This window comes from Desulfitibacter sp. BRH_c19 (assembly GCA_001515945.1).
Lineage (GTDB): Bacteria > Bacillota > DSM-16504 > Desulfitibacterales > Desulfitibacteraceae > Desulfitibacter.
Map to the genome: position 1 here is coordinate 217,173 of LOER01000032.1, position 23,361 is coordinate 240,533.

The window sequence follows — 23,361 nt, forward strand, 5'->3', positions numbered from 1 at the left end:
CTCCCCCTTAAAGCTATTTGTGTTTATTATATAAAGGTGACATTGCTCTTAATCTATCAACTATCTGAGGAAGCACCTCTAAAACATAATCAACATCTTCTTCGGTATTTTCTCTACCTAATGTCATCCTTAATGAACCATGTGCTATTTCATGAGACAAGCCCATAGCTAAGAGTACATGGGATGGGTCTAAAGAACCTGAAGTACAAGCTGAACCACTAGACGCTCCTATCCCTCTCATATCTAAACTCAATAATAATGATTCACCTTCAATAAATTCTACACTAACGTTCACATTGCTGGCAATTCTTTTTTCTGGATGACCATTTAATCTTGTATGAGGTATGTTTTCTAAAATACCCTTTGTTAGCTTATCACGTAATTTACTGAGTCTTTCTGTCTCTTGCTCCATTTCCTTTTCAGCAAGTTCTGCAGCTAGAGCAAAACCTACAATTCCACTAAGGTTTTCTGTTCCAGGCCTTTTCTTACGCTCCTGTGCACCACCAAACATGATGCTGTTTAGCTTAACACCCTTTCTTACATATAGAACTCCAACACCTTTAGGGCCATAAATCTTGTGACTTGATCCGCTTAGCATGTCTATATTAAGTTCATTGACTTTTACAGAAATTTTGCCCAAGCTTTGTACAGCGTCTGTATGGAAGAGAATACCCTTTTCCTTAGCGATTTTTGCCATTTCCGAGATATCCTGAATAGTTCCAATTTCATTATTTACATGCATTATTGATATTAAAATAGTTTCTGGCTTGATTGCCTTTTCAAGGTCTTCTACCCTTATTAATCCCTGATCATCCACAGGTAGATATGTCACCTCAAAGCCCTGCTTCTCTAAATATTTACAAGTATCCATTACTGCATGATGTTCGATTGAAGAAGTGATAATATGCTTACCTTTTTTACTGTTAGCAAAGGCTGCACCGAGTACAGCAACATTGTCTGATTCTGTACCACCACTAGTAAAGAATATCTCTTTAGGTTCTGCACCTATAAGGTTTGCTATTTTTTCCCTAGCTTCATCTAGAGCTTTTCTGGCTTCTCTACCAAAGCTATGAATACTTGATGGGTTGCCAAACTTGTCTACCATATATTCTACCACCAAGTCAGCGACTTCTTTTCTTACCGCTGTGGTAGCACTATGGTCTAAATAAACTTTTCTCATCTCAATTCCTCCTGTTTATCTTTAGCGGGTTATTAAGTCCCCAGCCGCTTGTTTTCCACTAAACCTTCTTTTTTAACTTCAGCACACATATCTGCTAGTGTTATAGAATCTAGAACTTGTGTAACGCTATCTCTAACTTTTTCCCAGACCATTTTGGTTGCACAACCACCAGCTCTAACACATGCATTATCCTGATTTTCTTCATTTACACAGTCCATGGGACCAAGAGAACCTTCTAGTGTACGTATAATATCTCCTACACAAGTTTTCTCTGGGCTTTTTGCCAGATTATATCCTCCCTGAGCTCCTCTTGTGCTTTCTACCAATCCTGCTCTTCTCAAACTAGCTAGTAGTTGCTCTAAATAAGGTTCTGAGATAGACTGTTTCTCAGCTATTAGCTTAAGTGGAATAGGACCTCCACCATAATGCATAGCCAATTCAAACATTGCCCTTAAGCCGTATTCTCCTCTGGTGGATAATTTCATTTTAAACCACCCCACTTTTTGAAAACTTAATACCATCCTTTAGGGCACTTATACTTTGTGGTAGTATAAAAAAAAGCTTCTGCTAAGTTAATCAAGCTAAAACCGAGTAAACTACTTGGGTATCCTCTTATTAATATATTAATGATATTTATTGAAATGTCAATGCTTAAACTAAAGTTTTTTACTCAGAGTTAATTTTTCCATCTTTTTCAGTTTTATTCTTAGGAAGATAGTACCTCTTATTCTTTAATTTATCAGGAAGATACTGCTGCTCCACCCAGTTATCTGGATAACTATGAGGATAAAGATAGCCTATCCCCTTGCCAAGTTCTTTAGCTCCCTTGTAATGACCATTTGCTAAATGAGAGGGTACCTCACCTGTTTCTCCATTTCTTATATCACTTAAAGCAGCATCTATGGCTGTTATTACAGAGTTGCTTTTAGGTGCTAGCGCTAGATGTAGTGCAGCCTGTGCTAGATTTATCCTTGCTTCAGGTAATCCAATGAACTCTAATGCATTAAAAGCAGCTACTGCAACTTGTAGAGCCTGTGGGTCAGCCATCCCAATATCCTCTGAAGCATGAACAATCATCCTTCTGGCAATGAATCTAGGGTCTTCTCCTGCATCAAGCATCCTAGCTAGGTAATGGATAGTGGCATTAGGATCAGAACCACGAATACTTTTTATAAAAGCTGAAATTACATCGTAGTGATAGTCTCCAGTTTTATCATAATTAACCGCAGGTCTTTGCAAGCAATCCTCTATTATACCTAGATCAATGACACGGATTCCTTGTGAGTTTGGTGCTGTTGTAAGTACAGCCATTTCCAGAGAATTAAGGGCTATTCTGGCATCACCGCCAGCACATTTTACTAAATGATTGATAGCTTCTTCTGTAACCTGAAATTTATAATTACCTAGACCTCTTTCCTCATCTTTTGATGCTATTGTCACTATATTCTCTATTTGTTTCTCATTTAAAGAAGCCAATTGAAAGATTCTTGACCTAGATCGTAATGGGCCATTAATCTCAAAATATGGATTTTCAGTAGTTGCTCCAATAAGGGTTAAGGTTCCATCTTCTACAGATGGAAGCAACGCATCCTGTTGTGATTTGTTAAATCTGTGAATTTCATCGATAAAAAGAATTGTCTTCTCATTGTACATTCCTAATCTTTCTTCTGCTTCTTTAATAATACGCCTTAAATCTCCTACTCCAGAAGTAACTGCATTTAAACTATGAAAATGGGATTTAGTAAGATTGGAAATAACCTTCGCTAGAGTGGTCTTTCCACTACCTGGAGGTCCATAGAATATAAGTGACCCTAACCTGTCTGCCTCAATTGCCCTTCTTAAAAATTTGCCTTTACCTAGAATATGCTCCTGCCCAATAAATTCGTCTAGGTTTCTAGGTCGCATCCTAACGGCGAGTGGGGCTGATCGTTTTAGCGTTTGGTCTTTTGAAAAGGAAAATAAGTCCATCTTTTAACCATCCTTTAAATAAAGCTTTCAATTACTTCTACAGTTAATGAGTGCTGTAAAGGCAACTGAAAGCTTAATGTATACTTACCCAGTTTTTAAGAGTGCTTTTTTAAAAGCGATGATAGATCATTTTTGGTTTTAAAGCCAACTATCCTTTCAACCTCGTCTCCATCTTTAAATATAATCATCGTAGGTATACTCATTACTCCAAATTGAGCTGGAGTCTGTGGATTTTCATCAACATTCAGCTTACCCACTTTAATTGTTCCAGCTAATTCTTCTGCTATTTCATCAATTACTGGTGCAATCATTGTACATGGTCCACACCAGGCAGCCCAAAAATCAACTAAAACTGTTTCCTTTGAGTTTAATACCTCTGTTTCAAAATTACTATCTAATACTTTTACTATCTTGTCACTTGCCATTTAAACTCTCTCCTTTCAGGATAATCAAGTTGTGAACACACTATGTAATAATGAGCTAACTATATTAGCTCGATAGTCAGATTATATTATATATGATAATCTAAAGCAATATAAGTAGGTCATTCTGAACGAACCTTCACAGAATCTACAAAATATGAAATAACATAATAGGCTAGGTAATAGCCGGCCACAGCTGGTACAAAAGAAATTGATCCAGGTATTGAGTTTTTTCCTGGAGGAATATTCTCTGTACTTTCTTGTATTACCTGTAATGGCGTATCAGGTGAATATACTACTGGCACACCATTTGAAATACCCTTTTTTCTCAGTTCTCTGCGTACAACCCGAGCTAAGGGGCATGCCGTGGTTTTGGAAATGTCATCTATTGTAAGAGTCAGGGGATTTATTTTGTTTCCTGCACCCATACTTGAGATGATTGGAATGTTTTTGGTTTTGCACCGAGTTATAATATCTAATTTGGCAGAGACATTATCAACTGCATCTATCACAAAATCATAATCAGTAGTTAAAAAGTAGTCTCCCCTATCTGGTGAATAAAATTCTTGTAATGCTTTTACATCTATCACTGGATTAATATCTTTTACCCTCTCTTGCATTACTTCTACCTTTGCTCTACCTACTGTACTTTCCAGGGAATGAAGCTGCCTGTTGATATTCGTGACTGCAATGAGATCATGATCGACTAAGGTTAGACTTCCTATGCCTGTCCTTGCAAGTGCTTCAACGGCATGGGTACCAACCCCTCCAATTCCCAGGACAAGTACCTTTTTCTTTTTTATTTCAGACATTGCCTTTTGTCCTAGCAACATCTCTGTTCTTGAAAAACGCATTTTAAAACCTTCTTTGCTATTTCTCCCCTTCGGGTAATACTGTTTGAATATGCAGTTCTTGAAGCTGCGGCTGATCAACTGCTGATGGAGCTTCAGTTAAAAGATCTGAAGCACTTTGCGTTTTTGGAAATGCAATTACATCTCTGATACTAGATTTCCCTGCTAGGAGCATTATCATTCTATCCATACCAAGTGCAATTCCGCCATGGGGAGGAGTTCCATATTCAAAGGCTTTTAACATATAACCAAATTTACTTTCAGTTTTCTCTTTATCTAAACCCAAAAGCTTAAATATTTTCTCCTGAATATCTCTACTGTGGATTCTAATACTTCCTCCACCTAACTCTAGTCCATTAAGGGCGAGGTCATAAGCCTTGGCTCTTACCTTGCCAGGTTCAGATTCTAACTTTTCTAGGTCTTCATCAACAGGAGCAGTAAATGGATGGTGAATGGATACCCAACGCTTTTCATCGTCATCATATTCTAATAGGGGAAAGCGAGTAACCCATGTAAATTTTAATTTTTTGTCATCTAATAAATCCAATCTTTTTGCCATCTCTACCCTTAAATGACCTAGAGAATCAGCTACTATATTTGGTTTATCTGCTACAAAAAGAAGCAAATCATTTGGTTTTCCGTCTAGTGTTTGTAAAATCCCAGCTATTTCTTCTTCTTTTAAAAACTTGCTAATTGGTGATTTTATACCATTTTCTCCTACAATAATCCAGGCTAGTCCCTTTGCACCATAGATGGAAACAAGCTTCGTCAGGTCATCTATTTCTTTTCTTGAATAATTACCACAGCCAGAAGCATTAATTGCCTTTACTTGACCACCTGATTTAACTACACTTGCAAAGACTTTGAAATCGGAATTTACAACTATATTTGATACATCCTTTAACTCCATTTCAAATCTTAGGTCTGGTTTATCAGATCCATATCTACTCATGGCTTCATCATAAGTCATCCTAGGAAATGGCGTTGGTATAGTTTTCCCCAAGGTTTTCTTTACAACAAAGGCCATCATTTCTTCCAGAAGCTTATATATATCTTCCTCATCTATAAAGGACATCTCCATGTCTAGCTGAGTAAATTCTGGTTGTCTATCTGCTCTAAGATCCTCATCTCTAAAGCAGCGAACTATTTGAAAATACTTGTCCATCCCTGAAACCATTAGGAGCTGTTTGAAAATTTGCGGTGACTGGGGTAAGGCATAAAATTCTCCGGGATGCACCCTGCTAGGAACTAAATAGTCTCTTGCCCCCTCTGGTGAACTTCTTGTTAGTATAGGGGTTTCTAACTCAAGAAAATTCTCCTTGTCAAGATAATCTCTGATGGCTTTATTAACTTTATGTCTTAGGATCATTATTTGCTGCATATCAGGTCTTCTTAAATCTAAATATCTGTGTTTAAGCCTAACATTCTCATCTACGTCCACATTTTCAGTAATATAGAAAGGTGGCGTTTTTGCAGGGTTAAGAATTTTAAGCTCACTAGCATAAACTTCAACTGCTCCTGTAGGTAAATTAGGATTCACTGTGCCTCCAGGTCTTGGACGTACTTCTCCTACTATTGCTAAAACAAATTCGCTACGCACATCCTCAGCTTTATTAAAGGAAGCTTGGTCAACTTCTTGACTAAAGACAACCTGTACCATACCTGTTATATCCCTTAGGTCTAAGAAAATTAGTCCACCATGATCCCTTCTTTTATTAACCCAACCCATTAGGGTAACCTTTTCACCCAGGTTTTCTTTTGTTAGTTGAGCACAATGGTGACTCCTTTTTAAGCCTGCTAAGCTCTCTGCAGTTACTGACATGTTTTTTCCTCCTTGTTGTATATAAGAAAATCTTAATTGTTATCTAGTTAATTGTAGATTTATTAGTTAAAACTTCTAATAGAAGTTTCACTTTATCACGCACTAGATTTTCTCTCTGCCCATATATTATTGAATCCTTGGGATTATAATAAACTCCATGAATATTAAAAGCATCTTGATGGATAAATTTTGATGCTGCACCTGCGCCAAATCCAATTATGGTTTGTCTTTCTTCCATCATCATTACATTATACCAGCTTTCCTCACCCTTAAGAGAATATCCTGTATTTTCAAGATCTCCTAAGCTTCTTTTTTGTCGATAAAGGTAATATGGGTCAAAGCCATTTTCCCTAAGAATTTGATTAGCCTTGTAATACATATCAGATACCTCTGAAGGTTCTGGAAGGTGAACCTGAATCCTTCTAAGCTTTGAAGCAGTTTTAATTGCCAGTATATGGGCTGTTATGTTATGAGGCTTTAGCTCAATAAGCTTTTCTGTAGAGTTCTTAACCACACCTGAGCTCTCACCTGGTAATCCTAAAATTAAATCCATATTTAACTTTAATTGAAGCTTGTGCACCAATGATACTGCTTCGTAAATCTGTGATATTGCATGTAATCTACCTATTAAATCTAGTGTTTCTTGCTTCATTGTTTGGGGGTTTACACTAACCCTAGTTACCCCATATTCCTTTGCAATTTTAAGCTTGTCATATTCTATTGTGTCTGGTCTACCCGCCTCAAGAGTATATTCTTTTAGATTATACCCAGAAACTAGAGGTGCTAATGTTTTTAGAAGGCCTTCTAGTTGCAAGCTATTTAATACTGTTGGTGTTCCTCCTCCAATATAAATTGATTCTACATTAATATCAAAATCTTCTATAGCTGCAAGAAATTCCTTTATCTCTTTTTTTAGGGCTTCTAGATAACCATTAATCCTGTTAGAAAACTTCTTGACCTCATACGCAGGAAACGAACAATAAAGGCATCTAGATGGGCAAAACGGTATTCCTATATATAGATTAATACCAATTTGTTTCTTACTAATCTGTTTGAATAGCTTTTTCTGGCCTTGGACTACCTCTTTCACAACTTGAATTTTTTTATCACTTAGGCAAAATTCTTTTCTGAGATATTGATCCAGTTCCGCTTTTCCTAAACCTTGGTCGAGGAGCCTGTGAACAACCTTAGTAGGCCTAACCCCGGTCAGTATTCCCCATGGTTTTTCGTCTTGTTTAAATAATTCTAAAAGTAACTTATAAAAGGCAAGTCTAACTAATCTTCTGAGCTGACTTCTCAAATGTTCTTCCATTTCTTCTCTTACTTCAGTTATTGTAATTTCCTTTTGCCAATGGCTAGTTGCTTTAACTATTATTTTAGTGTCATTAACTTGATACTTTATTTCAAAGTGACATTGATTTCCAGGAGTCCATTCACTAATCTTTTGAAATGGAAAATATATTAAAAATAAATCTTCAATTGTTTTTACAAGGCTTTCTGGCGAAAATTTCACATAGTAGTTCATTATTTAAAAGTATGGGTTGGTTTGCTTTTCGTACCCTAGATTAGATTTTGGACCATGACCTGGATATATAGGTAGGCTATCATCAAGAGACGCTAGCTTAACCTTTAGTGAATTTATTATAGTATTATAGTCTCCTCCTGGCAAATCGGTTCTGCCAATTGAACCTGCAAAGAGAGTATCTCCTGTAAACAGTAAATCATGGCCTTTGAGTGAAATACAACCTGGAGTGTGGCCTGGAGTATGTATTACCTCTAAGGAGATATCCCCTAGAGTTATCTTATCCCCTTCTTTTAATAAAACATCTGCCTCAACTAGCTCTTCTGCATTTGGAACCCATGCCTTTAAGCAGAGGTTCTCATCTTTTAAATATTCCTTATCTGCTTCATGGATATAAATTTGGGCACTTGTTTTTTCTTTAAGAAAGCTGTTAGCACCAATATGATCATAGTGACCATGGGTGTTGACTATTATCTCTAACTTATAGCCATCATTTTCTATAATACTAAGGATTCTTTCTCCTTCATCTCCTGGATCAATAACAAGGCATTTCTTAGTTCTATCACAGCCCAATAGATATGCATTGCTCTGTAAACTACCTACAGGTAATGTTTTAAAGTACACAATATCTCACCCTTTCAAAAAAGTTTAGAACTGTCCAAAAGCATTGTTACAGGACCCTCATTTACAGAATCAATAATCATATATTCTCTAAATATACCAGTTCCAACATCAATTTTCCATTTATTTTGCATTTGTTCGACAAAATATCTAAAAAGCCTTTCACCCTCATCAGGTGGTGCAGAATCCCCAAAGCTTGGTCTACGACCCTTACAGCAGTTGCCATAGAGTGTAAATTGAGAGACTATTAAGGCCTGTCCCTGTTTATCAATAAGTGAAAGGTTCATTTTACCTGCATCATCTTCAAATATCCTTAGGTTAGATATTTTGTCTGCTAGATAGTCTGCATCTTTTTCAGAATCACCTTTACCTACACCTAGATATATGAGAACTCCAGTCTTAATCTGGCCGGTTATTTGGCCTGACACTTTTACTGAAGCAGATGAAACTCTTTGTACTACTGCTCTCACAAGTACGCCTCCTTCCCCAATTTAGGTTATGACGGTGTTAACCTTTTTACTTCCATCACATCTTTGACCTTTTTTAGCTTATCAAGTATTATTTTTAAATGTCCAATATTACGAATTTCTATCTTTATATCAACAATTGCAACCTTACTCTTGGTTGATCTTGCATTTATAGCATTTACATTTGTTTTGGCATCAGAAACTGCATTCATAACATCAAGGGCAAATCCAGGTCTATCCATACCACTTACTTCTATTTCAACTTGATATACTGCGTCTGTTTTAGTGTCCCAAACCACATCAATAAGCCTTTCCTGCTCATTATTACTCCCAGCTATATTGCGGCAATCTGTTCTGTGGATGGATACACCTCTGCCTTTTGTTATATATCCTATTATCTCATCACCTGGCAATGGATTGCAGCATCTTGAAAGGCGAATTAGTAAATTATCAATTCCCTTAACCCTCACACCACCTGAAGGTTTTCCATAACCAGAAAAAGGTTTAAGTGTTTTTTCAGCTCCCTGGGCCTGAGCCTCTTCCTTGAGATCTTTTTTAACCTTTATTTTAAAGTTTTCCTGTATCCAATGTAAAACCTGTATTGCACTTAAGGCTCCTTCTGCAAAGGTTACATAAAGGTCCTCAACATTAAATATATTATATCTCTTGGCGGCTTCAATAAGATTATTGGTTTTTAGGGTATCACCCATGGGAAGTCCAAGCTTCTTACATTCTTTTTCTAGTAAGTCTCTTCCTTTAATAATATTTTCTTCTCTTTGTTCTTTTCTAAACCATTGCCTGATTCTATTTTTAGCTTGGGAAGTCTGTACTAGGCTAAGCCAGTCCCTGCTTGGTCCACTACTTTTATACGTGAGGACTTCAACAATATCCCCTGTTTTCAACTGATAGTCTAATGGAACCATTTTGCTATTTACCTTTGCTCCTACACATTGATGCCCCACATCGGAGTGGATTCTATATGCAAAATCAATGGGCACAGAACCAGCTGGCAGCTCAATAACATCACCTGCTGGAGTAAATACATAGACCCTGTCTGAAAAGAAATCCACCTTAAGAGACTCCATAAACTCACTTGCATCCTTTTGATCTCTTTGCCAGTCTAAAAGCCTACGTAGCCAGATTAGCTTTTCATTAAAATGTTCATCACCCGTATGCCCTTCTTTGTATTCCCAATGGGCAGCAATACCAAATTCAGCTGTTTTGTGCATTTCCCAAGTTCTGATTTGTATCTCAAAAGGCTCCCCTTGGGGACCCAAAACAGTAGTATGCAAAGACTGATACATATTTGGTTTTGGCATTGCTATATAATCCTTAAAGCGCATAGGAATAGGTTTCCATAGGGTATGAATTATGCCAAGAGCACCATAGCAATCCTTTACGGTATCTACAACAAGACGAACAGCAATTAAATCATATATCTCATTGATATTTATCTTCTGCTTTTCCATTTTATTAAATATGCTATAAAAATGTTTTGGACGCCCCTGAATGTCAGATTTTATGCCTACTTCATCCAACTTAATTTTTAAAATCTCAATTACTTCATTAATATATTGTTCCCTTTCCTGTCGTTTCATAGAAATGGACTGAACAAGCTGGTAATACTTCTCAGGATGCATATAACGTAATGCTAAGTCCTCCAATTCCCATTTAATTTTAAAGATGCCCAGCCTATGAGCAAGTGGGGCAAAGATTTCTTTGGTTTCCTCAGCGATTTCTCTTTGCTTTTCTGCTGGTTGGTGTCTTAGTGTTCGCATATTGTGGAGTCTATCAGCAAGTTTAATGATTATTACTCGTATATCCTTAGCCATTGCCAGAAACATTTTTCGAAGGTTTTCTACCTGCTGTTCTTCTTTTGATTTAAACTCTATTCTGCTTAGTTTTGTAACCCCGTCAACTAAAAGAGCGACATCTTCACCAAAAGCTTCAGATATTTTTTCAAGAGATATGTTTGTATCTTCTACTACATCATGAAGAAGCCCGGCAACTATACTAGTTACATCCATATGTAAATCGGCCAATATTTGCGCTGCTTCCACAGGATGAACTATGTATTCCTGTCCAGACCTTCTCTGCTGTCCTGTATGAGCCTCTTTGGCAAACTCATATGCATCCATTATGACATCTACTTCTGCATCAGGGTTATATTCTTTTACTTGATTTATCAGATCTGTTATAGGCAAAGACTATCCCCTTCCCAACTCTCCCACTACTGTACAAAAGCATTATAAAATTCCTTAATAGCCTGCTCCTGTTGTATGTTTTCCTGATATCTCCACGATTCTTTCAAATCAACTTGAGGATCGTCAGCCTTACCAGTTAAGGAAAGTTCTTGAAATATATTAAGCATATTTTTATAAGACTTTTCGCTTATATTTATTCCCTGTCTAGTTAAAATTTCCTGAACTCTTCCATATTCAATATCTATTAATTCCCTCTTAAACTGCCTTGCGAGTTTATATATTAGCTTTAATGTATCTTTAGTTGGAAACATACCTTGTATTAAATTACTAATGTCTTTAATGTCTTGTCCTGCGTATAAAAGAGTAGAATCTGAAGGTATCATAAGATAATTCCAATTGAACCTATCAAGGGGAAACTCGAAAAATACATCCATAGATTTCCTAGTAATATAACCTCTCGGTAAACAATGGTATGTAACCAAAGCATTGGTTATTCCTTTATTAAATCTTTCTAGCATTTCTCCCTGCTTATAATAATTAAATTCAGGATCCCAGATGGAAATACTATTAGAATTCTTAGTACTTTGTAATTTACTTAAGATGGTTTTCATTCCAGATTTGCCTTTAACCCAAATAATGCAAGGATTAGAACTACTAAAATCTATAGTTTCCCCTAATGAAATGGAAGAATAGTTTATTTTAGCCACTATGTTATTTACATTAGTGGAGTTATTATTTAATGAAGCATCAATCCTAATTACAGCACTACTACTGCTATCAATTAAGCTTTGATAATAATTCCAGAAGGCACTTGATACAAAAATTATCTTCTGCTTTTCACTTTGTATTATATGGTCAATTTCAGCATATGTGTTTTTTCCAGATAGAAAATATGACTCTATGGTAAGATTTTTTAAATATGAATTCCAATATTTAAATAAAATATTACTAAAATCTACGGTCTCGCAAACAACATATAGGTTTTTATGGTGTTTGTCTTTATAGAAATGATTAAACATGGCTTGTAAGTCATATTGGTCTTTTATATCATCCTTAGGATCATATTCTGCTATTGGGTCTTGAGACGCTATTTGAATTTCATTATTATATCCTGAGGCTTTAATATCCTTTAGTTTTAACTGTAAACTTTCAATTCCATTCCATAAGTTAGTTTCTAATTGAAAAGCTAGGTCAACCATGTTTCCTGAACTTGCAATTTCATCATAAGTTCCTAGTCTAAATCCTATAGCATCTATCGTTGCCGCTTCAGAACTAACTAACATTTTTAAATGATTTTCAAGCTTGCCAACTTTTTTTGATTTTATAACCTTTAATCCTCTGCACATTAAAAGGGGACTTGGATTACCTTCTCCAAAGGGTGCCAGGTTTTCAAGCTCTTTTACTAGCTCCTTATGAAGCTCTGGAAGAACCACTTCTACATCTCCAAATACTTTTTGAATAAATATATTTTCATTAAGGTTATCCCAAGCCCAACTGTTAATCTTTTTTCTAAATTCATCAATTTTGTCATGTGAAATTGTAAGACCTGCGGCCTGTTCATGACCACCAAATTCTTCTAGAACCCCTGAACAATATTTTAAACCTTCATGAATATTGCAATCATAAATACTTCTTACAGAGCCCCTCCCTTTGTCTCCTTCAAGAGCAATAAGAATTACAGGCTTATAAATCCTACTGACAAGGCGTGATGCTACAATTCCAACTATACCTGGATGCCAAAGTTCTGAGGCCAAAACTACAACTCTCTGTGCTGATAAGTCAAGTTGATTAAGCATTTCATCAGCCTGGTTCAAAATAGCACCCTCAATAACCTGTCTTTCCTTATTTGTTCTGTCTAATATTTTAGCTAATTCATCAGACCTTTGAATTGACTTTGTCAACAATAGTTCAAGGGCTAGCCCACTATCTCCTACTCTTCCAGCCGCATTTATCCTTGGTGCTAGTCCAAAGGATAGCTCCTGGGTAGTGATGGTATCTGTCTTAATGCCACAAACATCTATCAATGCTTTTAGGCCTTTTCTTTTTGTTGTAGAAAGTGCATCCAAACCCTCTTTTGCTAGGATTCTGTTATCACCAAATAGCGGAACAATATCAGCTACTGTTCCTAATGCCACCAAATCTAGCATTTCATGGGTCTGATCTTCTAATTGTAATTTTTCAGATAAGGCTTGAACAAGTTTAAACGCTACTCCTACACCTGCTAGATCATAGGCTTCTTTTGGTGCTTTTAATTTTGGATTAATAACTGCAGATGCTTCAGGAAGAATGGGCCCTGGAAGATGATGATCTGTTATGATTACATCTATGCCTTTATCTTTTAGAAGCTTTACTTCCTCAAGAGAATTAATTCCACAATCAACGGTAATAACTAGAGAGCAATTCTTTTCTTCTATTGCTGGAAGCATTTCCAAACTTAAACCATAACCATTCTGTAAGCGATTAGGAGTAAGAGATTCTACTTGCAGTCCTGTTTTTTGGATAAACTCCACCATTACAGCCGTAGCAGTTAGACCGTCAACATCATAATCACCAAAAATTAAAACTCTTTCTCCTTTTTCCTTGGCTAATAAAAATCTTGCACAAGCTTCTTTTACTCCATGTATTTCCCATGGATCACTTAAATCATTTATGGAAGAATAAAGAAAGCTTTTCGCTTCTTCCAAATTTTTTATTCCCCTGTTTATTAATAATTGGGAAACTAAAGGTGAAACTCCCAACCCCTTACTTAATTCACATTGTAGTTTAGGGTGGGAAGGTTTTATGTACCATATTTTTTTTGCCTTCTCCACTTCTCCCACCATCCTATCTAAATTATTATAAACAAAAGGATTATATATGGCAACTGAAGAATAGAACAAAACTTGCCTTACGCAAGTAGTTCTAGCATTTGCAATGCATTAGAAATACCAGTCCCTGTGGTGCGTAATACTGGCTATGCAGCAGGACGCTGCGTTTTAGATGACGCCTATCTACTTACAAAAGAATACTTCATGATAATGCAAAAAAAGCACCTTTTAAGTGCTTAATTAGCTTTTATACCTCTATTCTTTTTCTACTTCTTTATTAAGTAGTTCATCTTTATAATCACTTTCGTCCTGAGGTATATGCTCAAATTCTAACTCTTCTTTGTTTTCTTTTGATTCATCTATGTTCTTATTTTCTAGTGAAGACAAGGTATCTTCTAATGTTTCTACTACCTTTTCCAATTCATCATTTTTTCTCCTTAGGTCCTTTATCTGACGATGATTAGATATTTGTTTCACTATTCCAAGGAGAAAAATTACAGCAGCACCAATCAAAGCCGAACCTAGGATTACTAAAACAAGCGAAATCTCCTGAACCTTCCAGGTAAGAAATTGTATCTCAACTGGTCCTACATTTTGTATTGCAAAAACTGCAACTAATACCGAAAAGATCAAGGCTACCACCAGATATGCCTGCATCATACTTCACTCCCCCATATTTATAAAACTTAAAAACTAATTCTCCTAAGAGCATGGTAAATCCTTCTAGAATTGTAGAAGTTTCTATAAAGAACTTTTAATTATATTCAATAAAATATATAAATTTATCAAAAAAAGTCCAGACCATTGTAGAAATGTTACAGCATATAGCTGGATAATTCCTATGAGACCTTTTTGTAATATAATTCTACCTATTGGAAGGGCCACAATTGTTCCACCACTCATTAGACCTATGGAAGGTTTGCTTAATGAACCTATAATAAATATGGTAGTTAATCCCATTAGGAACAGATTATGTATAGGCAGGTTATAATCACCCCATATTTTTTTTCTAATAATTAATGCTATAAGCAATATTAGTATTAAAATAGTAGCTGCTATTGTAACATTTGCAAACTGCATGTATGAAATTACCTGATAACCATCTAAGCCAACAAGAAATAACAACCCGAGAAGATAAAAAACAATACCTTTGATTCCCAAAATTGTATTTACTAGTTGCCCTATAACCAACCATGCTATCATCAAGTACATCATTTTTCACACCTCATTATTTGTTGCTCTATTAATAGCTTTTCCTTTTATTTTAGAAAGTATAAAACAAAACTTGACTTACGCCAGTAGTTCTAGCATTGTGTCTTTTGCAATGCGTAGAAATACCAGTACTATAGTGCGCCAAGTCCTTAGACGCAGGTGGAAGCTAAAAAAGCAGCTGTCTTTTTTTAGTAGACAACTACTTTTTTCTTTATATCTTAAATGTTTATCTAGAAGGTGATGTATTTGCTTTCTTCTTTTTTCTTTTATCATTTACAAACCAGCGTGTTTTTAGCTCTAACCATACCGGACTAGCTATACAGAGAGAGGAATAGGTTCCACTAGTAAAACCTATGACCATTGCAAGAGCAAACACCCTTGTGGTATCTCCACCAAATATCAATAAAGCAAGCAAAACACCAATTGAAGTAGCTGAAGTATAAATTGACCTTCTCAAGCTTTGATGAATACTCCTGTTTACAAGCTCTAATAAGGTTTCCTTTTGTCTAAAGTCTAGGTTTTCTCGAATTCTATCAAAGATAACAATAGTATCGTTAATTGAATAACCTATAATCGTAAGTATAGCTGCAACAAAGGAAATATTAATTTCAATTTGCAATATGGAAAATATACTTAGTGTAACTAAGACATCATGGATTAATGCGATGATGGCCGATAATGCAAAACTTAATTCGAATCTTATAGTTATATAAATAGCCATTAAGATTGTTGCTACAATCAAAGCAATTATTGCCTTGTCTCTTAGCTCATTACTTACTACTGTACCTACTCCTTCATTACTTAAGACCTCCATAGCCCCAAAGTTCTCTTGAAAACTATCCAGAACCTGGGAGCTTTCTTCTTCAGTTAATACGGTTGTTCGTATTATAAACTGATTGTTGTCACTCGCCTGGATAGTGCTCCCTTCAAGGTTATATTCACTTAGTACTTCTCTTATATCTTCGGAGGAAACATCCTGGGAAAACTGCACCATAACTTTTGTGCCACCTGCGAAGTCGATACCAAGGTTGAGCCCCTGGAACAATAGTGAAAACACCCCTGGTATTATAATTATAAGCGAAATTAAAAACCACATTTTTCTTTTTCCTACAAAATCAAAAACCATCTAGTTTCCCCCCCTATACACCATAAAACCTTGTATTTTGAAAGAATTTAATTTTTACAACAGTACGTAATAATATTCTGGTGAAAATTAAAGATGTAAACATACTTGCTATGATTCCCAAGGTCAGGGTTATAGCAAAACCTCTAATTAATCCTGCACCAAAATAGTACAATACAGCGGCACCAATTAAAGTAGTAATATTTGCATCAAGGATTGTAAGGGTTGCTCTTCTAAAGCCAGAATCAACTGCTGCCCTAATACTCTTCTTGTTTCGTAGTTCTTCTTTAATTCTTTCATAAATAATTATATTTGCATCAACTGCCATACCTACAGATAACAGTAGACCTGCTATTCCGGGTAGGGTTAGTGTAGCATTTATGCCTGTTATTAAAGCCAGTAGAATAACACCATATAAAGCTAAGGAAATATTTGCTGCAAGTCCATTTAATCTATAAACTATTAGCATAAATAGAAGAATAAAGCTAAGTCCAATAATTATGGCTGTTTTACTTTTTTCAATGGAATCTAGTCCAAGCTGTGGACCTACTGTTCTTCTTTCAAGAATTTCAACGTCTACAGGTAGAGCGCCACCTCTTAGAAGGGCTGCTAAATTAGCGGCTTCAACAAATTCAGTATAGCCACCACTAATAACTGCTTGTCCATCAGGAATAGCCGTTTCAACGTGAGGATTGGTGAGAACTTCACCATCTAACAAGATGGCAATATGCCTTCTAGGATCACGTTCTGGGTAACTACTTGCTAATTCTCCAGTTATTTGGGCAAAAGTTTTTGCTCCCTCAGGTTTAAATTTCAAATTTATCTGTGGCTGTCCAGACATTGAATCCATCCTTGCTTGAGCAGTCTCCAGATCTCCACCATGTAAGATTACAGTACCATCAGAAAGCTGAAATTCCAAAGAAGCAGTTTTACCTATAATTCTTACAGCTTCTTCGGGGTCCTCAATGCCTGCTAACTCAACAATAAGTCTTTTATCCCCTTCTCTTTGAATATGTGGCTCACTTACTCCTAACTCATCAACCCTTTGTCTCATTACCATCATTAGTTGGTCCATATCCTCATTTGTAACTGTAACTTCATCTGTCTCAATGGCACCAAGAACAATATGGACTCCTCCACGCAAGTCCAACCCAAGATTTAAGGAATTAATAAGAGGCGGATAAGAAAAAAAACTGATGGCAGCCACGAAAACCAAAACCAACAGCAACTTAAAGGTATTAGCGCGATTCACGATATTTTCCTCCCCACTAAATAAAAATTACTGTAACATTAAGTAAAATAAAAGTTGTTAATATTTTTATCAAGTTTTCAACTGTTATATTATAAACCCCACCTAAAGACTTTGTCAATTTGGATATATATGTTTGGTTTACAAAAGTCTTGATTCATTTATTATTAGACCAAAATCGCATTTTAAGAAGTTAGCAGCTCTCCTACACATAACCATTCTAGTAAGAAATATTTCAAAGTACTCCATAACAGTAGTAATTGTAAGATCAATATTAACTACCATTGTGATAGTCTTTTTCTCACTATTTATTACTAAAGAAGAATGCTCCGCTCCATAGTTTACCCTATCATGAATATCAAAGGTCGATATATCTTTATTTCTAACCCTAGATCTATGAACATCAGATTTATCTGCAAGAATTAGACTCGCCGCTACATGGTTTACAGCATGACCATATTGTTCCTCATGATTGCCGATTGCAGATATTATTAGGGCAATTTCCTGGGGTTCCATGCCTAATTTATCTAAAATAGAGTACGACAAAAGTGCACCGGATTGACCATGGTCATGTCGGCTGATTACGTTACCTATATCATGTAGATAACCAGCCATTAATGCAAGCTCCTTATCACGTTTTGGATAGTTTAATTCCTCAAGTATTTTACCAGCTGTTGTAGCCACTAAGTCAACATGCCTAAAACCATGTTCTGTATAGCCCATAGCTTTAAGGTGTTCATTGGCTTGTGCTATGTAAGTACGTATTTCTTTATTTTCTTTTAACTGATTTAATGTTATCACATATTATCCCTGCCTTCTAACATAGTAGTATATACTAAATTAGTAATTTAATGAATATTTTGTACCATTTTAAAGTTAAAAAGCGATATCAAAAATCGCTTTTTATTTGTTCTGATATTATATTAAACTAACTTCTTTTGATGCACAAATTCTTCTTTTCGATTATGTAGTTTTTGTAATGTACTTAATCCTAGACTTAATTCAATTGCCTTGTCCATTTGCTCTCTATCCTCTTCATTTAATCTACCTAGATAGCTATCATTTGTAAACCAACTTTTATCGACTGTTCTAATTTGCGAAAATACTGCTATATGGTCTTTCATAAGTCCAGTGACATAATTAGCTTTAATTGTAATAGAAAAAAGTAACTTTTTTGTTAGGTTTTCTGGTATTAAGGGTACTACTATTGCTGTTGAACAAAATCTGTTTCCAATATCATTTTGGATAACCAGTACTGGCCTGGTAATTGTTCCACCCCTTGAATCACACCCAAGGTTTATTATGTATATATCTCCTCTTCTAATAGAAACTTTTGTTGAATCTGGTTTCATATGATTATCCCCCTGTTCCTTGTTCTTCAAGAAGAAGAAGGGCATCATTTTCTTTTAAACACCAAAGACCATCGTATGTGATTAGGTGCATTTTTTTTAAAGAAATATAATCACATTTTAGTTTTTTGGAAATGTCAGGATTTGAGAAAAGATTTAGTAATCTCAACATGGCAACCCCTTCTTGGACAGATGTTTTAATTAGTAAATTATCCATAAAGTGATTATTTCCTCCATAATTTAATGTCGGTTTACCTATAAGAATGTAAAAACAGTGGATAATTCCACTGTTTTTGTTTTGAACTATTCTTTTCCTTTAACATATCCAACTGCTGACTTGTCGAAATCCACTTCAAGTTTATCAGCTATTCTTAAAGTAAACTGATCATCACGCATTTTGGTGATCCTCCCGTGCATTCCACCGATGGTTACAATTGCGTCATCAACCTTGAGTTCCTCTAACATTAATTTTCTCTTCTTCTGCTGCTTTTGTTGAGGACGAATCATAAGAAAATAAAGAATTGCAAAAAATATTGCAATGTAAATAAAAGCACCTGCACCTTCCATCCTGTTTCACCTGCCTTTCAAAGCTTCTAAAAAAGTCTTATCTTAACTTCGACATAAATGCCAATTTACCTTTTATAGATGGTAATTATTCCTTATTATTTTTCTCAAAATTTTGTGATAATAAACCAATATTCTTATATTCCTGTTTTATTTCCATTTTCATAGGATTCATAAAAATTTTTGATCATATTCTCAAGCCTTTCTTCCTTAATGGCTTTACGGATATCTTTCATAAGATTAATTAAAAAATGTAGGTTATGGATTGAAGTTAATCTAATTCCTAGAGTTTCATTTGCCTTGAGTAGATGCCTTATATATGCCCTGCTATAATTTGAACATGTATAACAATTACAATTAGGATCTAGTTTTTCCCAATCCTTAGCATATAATGCATTTCGTACAACAACCTTGCCTACACTAGTCATTACTGTACCATTTCTGGCTATTCTAGTAGGTAGCACACAATCAAACATGTCCACACCACGTTTAACACCCTCTAATAGACAATCTGGTGAGCCAACACCCATTAGATATCTAGGTTTATCTTTTGGCATTTCATCAATAGTATGATCAAGCATATCATACATTATTTCCTTTGGTTCACCAACACTTAATCCTCCAATTCCAAAACCTGGGAAGTCAAAGGATGTGATCTCACTAACACTTTTCTTTCGTAAATCAGGAAACATTGATCCCTGTACTATCCCAAAAATTGATTGATAGGGGTGATTATGATAGTCTATACATCTTTGAGCCCAGCGAGTTGTCCTATCAGAAGCCTCTAAAGCATGTTCATAACTGCATGGATATGGAGCACAAATGTCAAAAGCCATAGCTATATCTGAACCTAAGCTCATCTGTACCTCCATAGCCTTTTCTGGTGTAAAAAAGTGTTTGGAACCATCGATATGGGAGCGAAAGGTGACCCCTTCCTCTTTAATATCTTTTAAGTCAGCTAGACTAAAAACCTGAAACCCTCCACTATCTGTGAGAATAGGTTTATCCCAGGACATGAATGAATGAAGCCCACCTGCTTCTTCAATGAGTTTGTGTCCAGGTCGTAAATATAGATGATATGTATTACTTAATATTATTTCTGCATCTAATTCATTTAATTCATGGGGGGTTAGCGTTTTTACAGTAGCCTGAGTACCCACAGGCATAAAAACAGGAGTTTCTACAACTCCATGGGCCGTTGTAACCCTCCCTAACCTCGCCTTTGTTTTTTGTGAATCATATAGTAATTCGAAAGAAACAGTCATATTTTCCACCTCAAAATTAAATAATCAGCATTGCATCTCCAAAACTATAAAACCTATATTGTTCTTCTATTGCTTTTTGATATGCTTCTTTAATAAAATCTGTACCTGCAAATGCAGAAATTAACATTATCAAGGAGCTTTTTGGTAGATGAAAGTTGGTAATTATACCATCAACTACTTTAAATCTATATCCAGGATAAATAAAAATATCAGTCCAACCAGATGTTCCATGAACTTGTCCTTTAGAATCTGCAACTGTTTCTAAGGTTCGTATACTAGTTGTCCCAACTGCAAAAACTTTCTTACCGCTATTTTTTGTTACGTTAATCAAATCTGCCGTTTCCTGACTGATAGAAAAGTACTCTGAATGCATAGTATGCTCTTCTACATTTTCAGTTTTAAGAGGTCTAAATGTCCCCAAGCCTACATGGAGAGTTAAAAATGCAGTCTGAATACCCTTATCTTCTATACGTTTAAAGAGGTCCTCTGTAAAATGAAGCCCTGCAGTAGGTGCTGCTGCTGAGCCCTGTTCCTTAGCATATACAGTTTGATAACGATTTTTATCTTTTAGCTCTTTTTGTATGTATGGAGGTAAAGGCATTTCACCAAGTCTATCTAATACCTCTTCAAATATTCCCTGATAATAAAAGCGTACAATTCTTCCACCACTATCCGTATAGTCAATTATCTCCCCTTCAAGATCGCCATTTCCAAAATAGATTTTAATGCCTGGTTTAAGCTTTTTTCCTGGTCTTACTAGACAATCCCAATTATCTCCTTCGAGTCTTTTTAATAGCAATAATTCAACATTTGCTCCTGTATCTTTAGTGCCCAGTAATCTAGCTGGTAATACCTTTGTTTGATTCAAAACTAGAAGGTCGCCTTCCTCAATATACTCTGGTAACTGGTGAAAGCTTTTGTGTTCTATGCTTTGTCCTGCTCGGTGAAGGACTATTAATCTTGACATATCTCTTTGGTTAATAGGTTCCTGGGCTATTAGGTGGGTGGGAAGATGAAAATCAAATTCTGAGACCTTCATGTTAGTTGCCCCTTGTATAGTAGTTTAATATTTTAAGCTTACCATCATAGTTTCCTTGATTATAATAGTGTTCAATAATATCTTTGTAATTATACCCATTTGCAGCCATACCTCTAGCTCCCCATTGACTCATTCCTACACCGTGACCATTTCCATAGCCATCAAATGTAATTTCTGAAAATGTTTTTGGAATTTGCTTAGTAGCTATATTGTTCTTAACAGTAAACTGATTGCTGTTGCCATTTACTTCGGTGATTAATCCATCTCTACCGATTACCTTTAAACCATGCGCAGAATTCATTTGTACAGTAGCGTTGCTACCATTTTTTATGTAAACAGCTGAATCTATCTTAATATCAAATTTAGTGCTTTTTAATTCAAATATATTTCTTATCTGATCCTTGATAACTTTTCCTACGCCATTACTTCCATATACTTCTAGTTCTGTTACTCTGTCACATAATGGGGTTCCCTGGGTTGTATAGTCTAGTTTAATCGTAGATAAATTCACTAAATTCCCTATGCTCATACTACCTGAATTCTGGTTAAACCTATCAATCATTTGCTGAGCCTCTGGCACAGATACTGTTTTTTCCCATTTATATGTATTAGCAGGCCACCCTCCAGATTGATGTGGATAGTCAAAAGCGTATGAATCATAAGGAGATGGAGTAGCCTTTAAATATGGAAGAGAATTATGCCATACATTTTCTGAACTAGCTGTATAGCCACCTGCATTTGCATGATAAAATGCTTGTACTAAAGTATTCTCGTAATAGATTACTTCTCCAACTGTGCCATCTACTGCTTGAACTGCATTACTTCCTCCTCCTATCTCAGCACTATACCCTTTATAAACCTGAGAAGAAGTATTATTTGTAACATCAAACTTTTTTCCTGAGTTTAAACACGATAAAGCATAAGACCTTGATACAACAGCCTGTGCTTTCAATGCTTCTATTTCTGCACTAGCGCCCATTTCAGGACCAACAATACCATATAAATATCTTTCTAGTGCTAATTTGTTAATAACGCTAATACCTTCATTTTCATTGTGAAATTGAAAAGCATCACGATACAAGGTATTAGAAAAGCTTACAACATTTAATGAGTTTTCATCCTCGGGGATTAAGACTAATGGACCCTTATAAGTAATACTTAAAGGATTATTTTCAACTTCCACGTCGAGAACCGGGCCCTTTTTTACTATTGTTAATAAGGAACCTGGTCTAGCTTGGAAAATTATAAAACCGGTAGACTCATCAACTAGGTTATAAGAACCTTTTTCTACCCTTATCTTGGCCATGGTTATCCCAGATGTTAAACCTACCCTGATACTGACATTGCCATTAGCTAGTGAGTTATACCCTTTAACTGGAGTGATTTGATAATTGAAAAAAAGACTTATTATTAAAACAAAAGCTATTGTTATTTTAATGGTTTTCTCTTTCATAATTTTTCCACCCACTTATCGTCTGAAGAATAGATTTATCACTATTGTTAGAATGATACTTAATAGAATTCCTGTTGCCAATGGAAAATAAAATGTGAAGTTCTCCCGTTTAATAAATATATCTCCAGGTAGGCGACCTATATATGGAACTTTTCCAGCGATCATTATTAATCCACCAAGCAAAAAAATAACTACTCCTAGAATCAGTAGTATTCTACCAAAGGAATTGAATTCTTCCATGAA

At 35.6% G+C, this 23,361-nt stretch carries 23 protein-coding genes; all 23 read right to left on the minus strand.

The genetic code is table 11. The features are described from left to right. Positions 1-13: 13 nt before the first annotated feature. Positions 14-1,180, minus strand: coding sequence for a cysteine desulfurase NifS (locus APF76_08210; protein ID KUO50620.1), 1,167 nt, complete (start codon positions 1,178-1,180; stop codon positions 14-16). A gap of 32 nt (positions 1,181-1,212) precedes the next feature. Beyond that, on the minus strand, positions 1,213-1,665 hold the full coding sequence (locus APF76_08215; protein ID KUO50621.1) for a hypothetical protein: 453 nt from the start codon (positions 1,663-1,665) through the stop codon (positions 1,213-1,215). A 181-nt stretch (positions 1,666-1,846) separates the two neighbouring features. Next, a complete protein-coding gene (locus tag APF76_08220; protein KUO50622.1) occupies positions 1,847-3,148 on the minus strand; it encodes an AAA family ATPase in 1,302 nt (433 codons plus the stop codon). Between the two features lie 95 nt (positions 3,149-3,243). Then, positions 3,244-3,573, minus strand: a complete 330-nt coding sequence (locus tag APF76_08225; protein ID KUO50623.1) for a thioredoxin — start codon at positions 3,571-3,573, stop codon at positions 3,244-3,246. Between the two features lie 119 nt (positions 3,574-3,692). Further along, positions 3,693-4,424, minus strand: coding sequence for a thiamine biosynthesis protein ThiF (locus tag APF76_08230; GenBank protein KUO50624.1), 732 nt, complete (start codon positions 4,422-4,424; stop codon positions 3,693-3,695). A gap of 16 nt (positions 4,425-4,440) precedes the next feature. Next, the gene (locus APF76_08235) at positions 4,441-6,243 is read right to left on the minus strand and encodes an aspartate--tRNA ligase (protein KUO50625.1); all 1,803 of its coding nucleotides are present in this window, start codon (positions 6,241-6,243) and stop codon (positions 4,441-4,443) included. 43 nt (positions 6,244-6,286) lie between these two features. Further along, on the minus strand, positions 6,287-7,768 hold the full coding sequence (locus APF76_08240) for a hypothetical protein (GenBank protein KUO50626.1): 1,482 nt from the start codon (positions 7,766-7,768) through the stop codon (positions 6,287-6,289). Positions 7,769-7,771: 3 nt separating this feature from the next. Next, the gene (locus tag APF76_08245; GenBank protein KUO50627.1) at positions 7,772-8,389 is read right to left on the minus strand and encodes an MBL fold metallo-hydrolase; all 618 of its coding nucleotides are present in this window, start codon (positions 8,387-8,389) and stop codon (positions 7,772-7,774) included. A gap of 14 nt (positions 8,390-8,403) precedes the next feature. Then, positions 8,404-8,856, minus strand: coding sequence for a D-tyrosyl-tRNA(Tyr) deacylase (locus tag APF76_08250; protein ID KUO50628.1), 453 nt, complete (start codon positions 8,854-8,856; stop codon positions 8,404-8,406). A gap of 26 nt (positions 8,857-8,882) precedes the next feature. After that, complete coding sequence (locus APF76_08255; protein KUO50629.1) at positions 8,883-11,057, minus strand: (p)ppGpp synthetase; 2,175 nt, start codon at positions 11,055-11,057, stop codon at positions 8,883-8,885. A 26-nt stretch (positions 11,058-11,083) separates the two neighbouring features. Next, the gene (locus APF76_08260) at positions 11,084-13,867 is read right to left on the minus strand and encodes a hypothetical protein (GenBank protein KUO50630.1); all 2,784 of its coding nucleotides are present in this window, start codon (positions 13,865-13,867) and stop codon (positions 11,084-11,086) included. 252 nt (positions 13,868-14,119) lie between these two features. Beyond that, positions 14,120-14,524, minus strand: coding sequence for a hypothetical protein (locus tag APF76_08265; GenBank protein ID KUO50631.1), 405 nt, complete (start codon positions 14,522-14,524; stop codon positions 14,120-14,122). An 81-nt stretch (positions 14,525-14,605) separates the two neighbouring features. Then, positions 14,606-15,079 carry a hypothetical protein gene (locus tag APF76_08270; GenBank protein KUO50632.1) on the minus strand — a complete coding sequence of 158 codons (474 nt, stop codon included), beginning with the start codon at positions 15,077-15,079 and terminating at the stop codon, positions 14,606-14,608. A 223-nt stretch (positions 15,080-15,302) separates the two neighbouring features. Next, positions 15,303-16,202 carry a preprotein translocase subunit SecF gene (locus APF76_08275; GenBank protein ID KUO50633.1) on the minus strand — a complete coding sequence of 300 codons (900 nt, stop codon included), beginning with the start codon at positions 16,200-16,202 and terminating at the stop codon, positions 15,303-15,305. A 13-nt stretch (positions 16,203-16,215) separates the two neighbouring features. Continuing rightward, complete coding sequence (locus tag APF76_08280; protein KUO50634.1) at positions 16,216-17,451, minus strand: preprotein translocase subunit SecD; 1,236 nt, start codon at positions 17,449-17,451, stop codon at positions 16,216-16,218. A 138-nt stretch (positions 17,452-17,589) separates the two neighbouring features. Next, a complete protein-coding gene (locus APF76_08285) occupies positions 17,590-18,249 on the minus strand; it encodes a phosphohydrolase (GenBank protein KUO50635.1) in 660 nt (219 codons plus the stop codon). A gap of 122 nt (positions 18,250-18,371) precedes the next feature. Further along, positions 18,372-18,800: a hypothetical protein gene (locus APF76_08290; GenBank protein ID KUO50636.1), complete on the minus strand. Its 429-nt coding sequence runs from the start codon at positions 18,798-18,800 to the stop codon at positions 18,372-18,374. A gap of 4 nt (positions 18,801-18,804) precedes the next feature. Beyond that, positions 18,805-19,014: a hypothetical protein gene (locus APF76_08295; protein KUO50637.1), complete on the minus strand. Its 210-nt coding sequence runs from the start codon at positions 19,012-19,014 to the stop codon at positions 18,805-18,807. 86 nt (positions 19,015-19,100) lie between these two features. Then, positions 19,101-19,364, minus strand: coding sequence for a preprotein translocase subunit YajC (locus tag APF76_08300; GenBank protein KUO50638.1), 264 nt, complete (start codon positions 19,362-19,364; stop codon positions 19,101-19,103). A gap of 134 nt (positions 19,365-19,498) precedes the next feature. Next, the gene (locus APF76_08305; GenBank protein KUO50639.1) at positions 19,499-20,626 is read right to left on the minus strand and encodes a queuine tRNA-ribosyltransferase; all 1,128 of its coding nucleotides are present in this window, start codon (positions 20,624-20,626) and stop codon (positions 19,499-19,501) included. A gap of 16 nt (positions 20,627-20,642) precedes the next feature. Next, positions 20,643-21,665, minus strand: a complete 1,023-nt coding sequence (locus tag APF76_08310; protein ID KUO50640.1) for an S-adenosylmethionine:tRNA ribosyltransferase-isomerase — start codon at positions 21,663-21,665, stop codon at positions 20,643-20,645. A gap of 1 nt (position 21,666) precedes the next feature. Beyond that, positions 21,667-23,118: a hypothetical protein gene (locus APF76_08315; protein ID KUO50641.1), complete on the minus strand. Its 1,452-nt coding sequence runs from the start codon at positions 23,116-23,118 to the stop codon at positions 21,667-21,669. Between the two features lie 15 nt (positions 23,119-23,133). Next, positions 23,134-23,358: a hypothetical protein gene (locus APF76_08320; GenBank protein KUO50642.1), complete on the minus strand. Its 225-nt coding sequence runs from the start codon at positions 23,356-23,358 to the stop codon at positions 23,134-23,136. Between the last annotated feature and the right edge of the window lie 3 nt (positions 23,359-23,361).

Bases quoted from the DNA above. Each gene is read 5' to 3' on its own strand.
- APF76_08210 (KUO50620.1), bottom strand. From the start codon at position 1,180: ATGAGAAAAGTTTATTTAGACCATAGTGCTACCACAGCGGTAAGAAAA.
- APF76_08215 (KUO50621.1), bottom strand. From the start codon at position 1,665: ATGAAATTATCCACCAGAGGAGAATACGGCTTAAGGGCAATGTTTGAA.
- APF76_08220 (KUO50622.1), bottom strand. From the start codon at position 3,148: ATGGACTTATTTTCCTTTTCAAAAGACCAAACGCTAAAACGATCAGCC.
- APF76_08225 (KUO50623.1), bottom strand. From the start codon at position 3,573: ATGGCAAGTGACAAGATAGTAAAAGTATTAGATAGTAATTTTGAAACA.
- APF76_08230 (KUO50624.1), bottom strand. From the start codon at position 4,424: ATGCGTTTTTCAAGAACAGAGATGTTGCTAGGACAAAAGGCAATGTCT.
- APF76_08235 (KUO50625.1), bottom strand. From the start codon at position 6,243: ATGTCAGTAACTGCAGAGAGCTTAGCAGGCTTAAAAAGGAGTCACCAT.
- APF76_08240 (KUO50626.1), bottom strand. From the start codon at position 7,768: ATGAACTACTATGTGAAATTTTCGCCAGAAAGCCTTGTAAAAACAATT.
- APF76_08265 (KUO50631.1), bottom strand. From the start codon at position 14,524: ATGATGCAGGCATATCTGGTGGTAGCCTTGATCTTTTCGGTATTAGTT.
- APF76_08270 (KUO50632.1), bottom strand. From the start codon at position 15,079: ATGATGTACTTGATGATAGCATGGTTGGTTATAGGGCAACTAGTAAAT.
- APF76_08275 (KUO50633.1), bottom strand. From the start codon at position 16,202: ATGGTTTTTGATTTTGTAGGAAAAAGAAAAATGTGGTTTTTAATTTCG.
- APF76_08290 (KUO50636.1), bottom strand. From the start codon at position 18,800: ATGAAACCAGATTCAACAAAAGTTTCTATTAGAAGAGGAGATATATAC.
- APF76_08295 (KUO50637.1), bottom strand. From the start codon at position 19,014: ATGGATAATTTACTAATTAAAACATCTGTCCAAGAAGGGGTTGCCATG.
- APF76_08300 (KUO50638.1), bottom strand. From the start codon at position 19,364: ATGGAAGGTGCAGGTGCTTTTATTTACATTGCAATATTTTTTGCAATT.
- APF76_08305 (KUO50639.1), bottom strand. From the start codon at position 20,626: ATGACTGTTTCTTTCGAATTACTATATGATTCACAAAAAACAAAGGCG.
- APF76_08310 (KUO50640.1), bottom strand. From the start codon at position 21,665: ATGAAGGTCTCAGAATTTGATTTTCATCTTCCCACCCACCTAATAGCC.
- APF76_08315 (KUO50641.1), bottom strand. From the start codon at position 23,118: ATGAAAGAGAAAACCATTAAAATAACAATAGCTTTTGTTTTAATAATA.
- APF76_08320 (KUO50642.1), bottom strand. From the start codon at position 23,358: ATGGAAGAATTCAATTCCTTTGGTAGAATACTACTGATTCTAGGAGTA.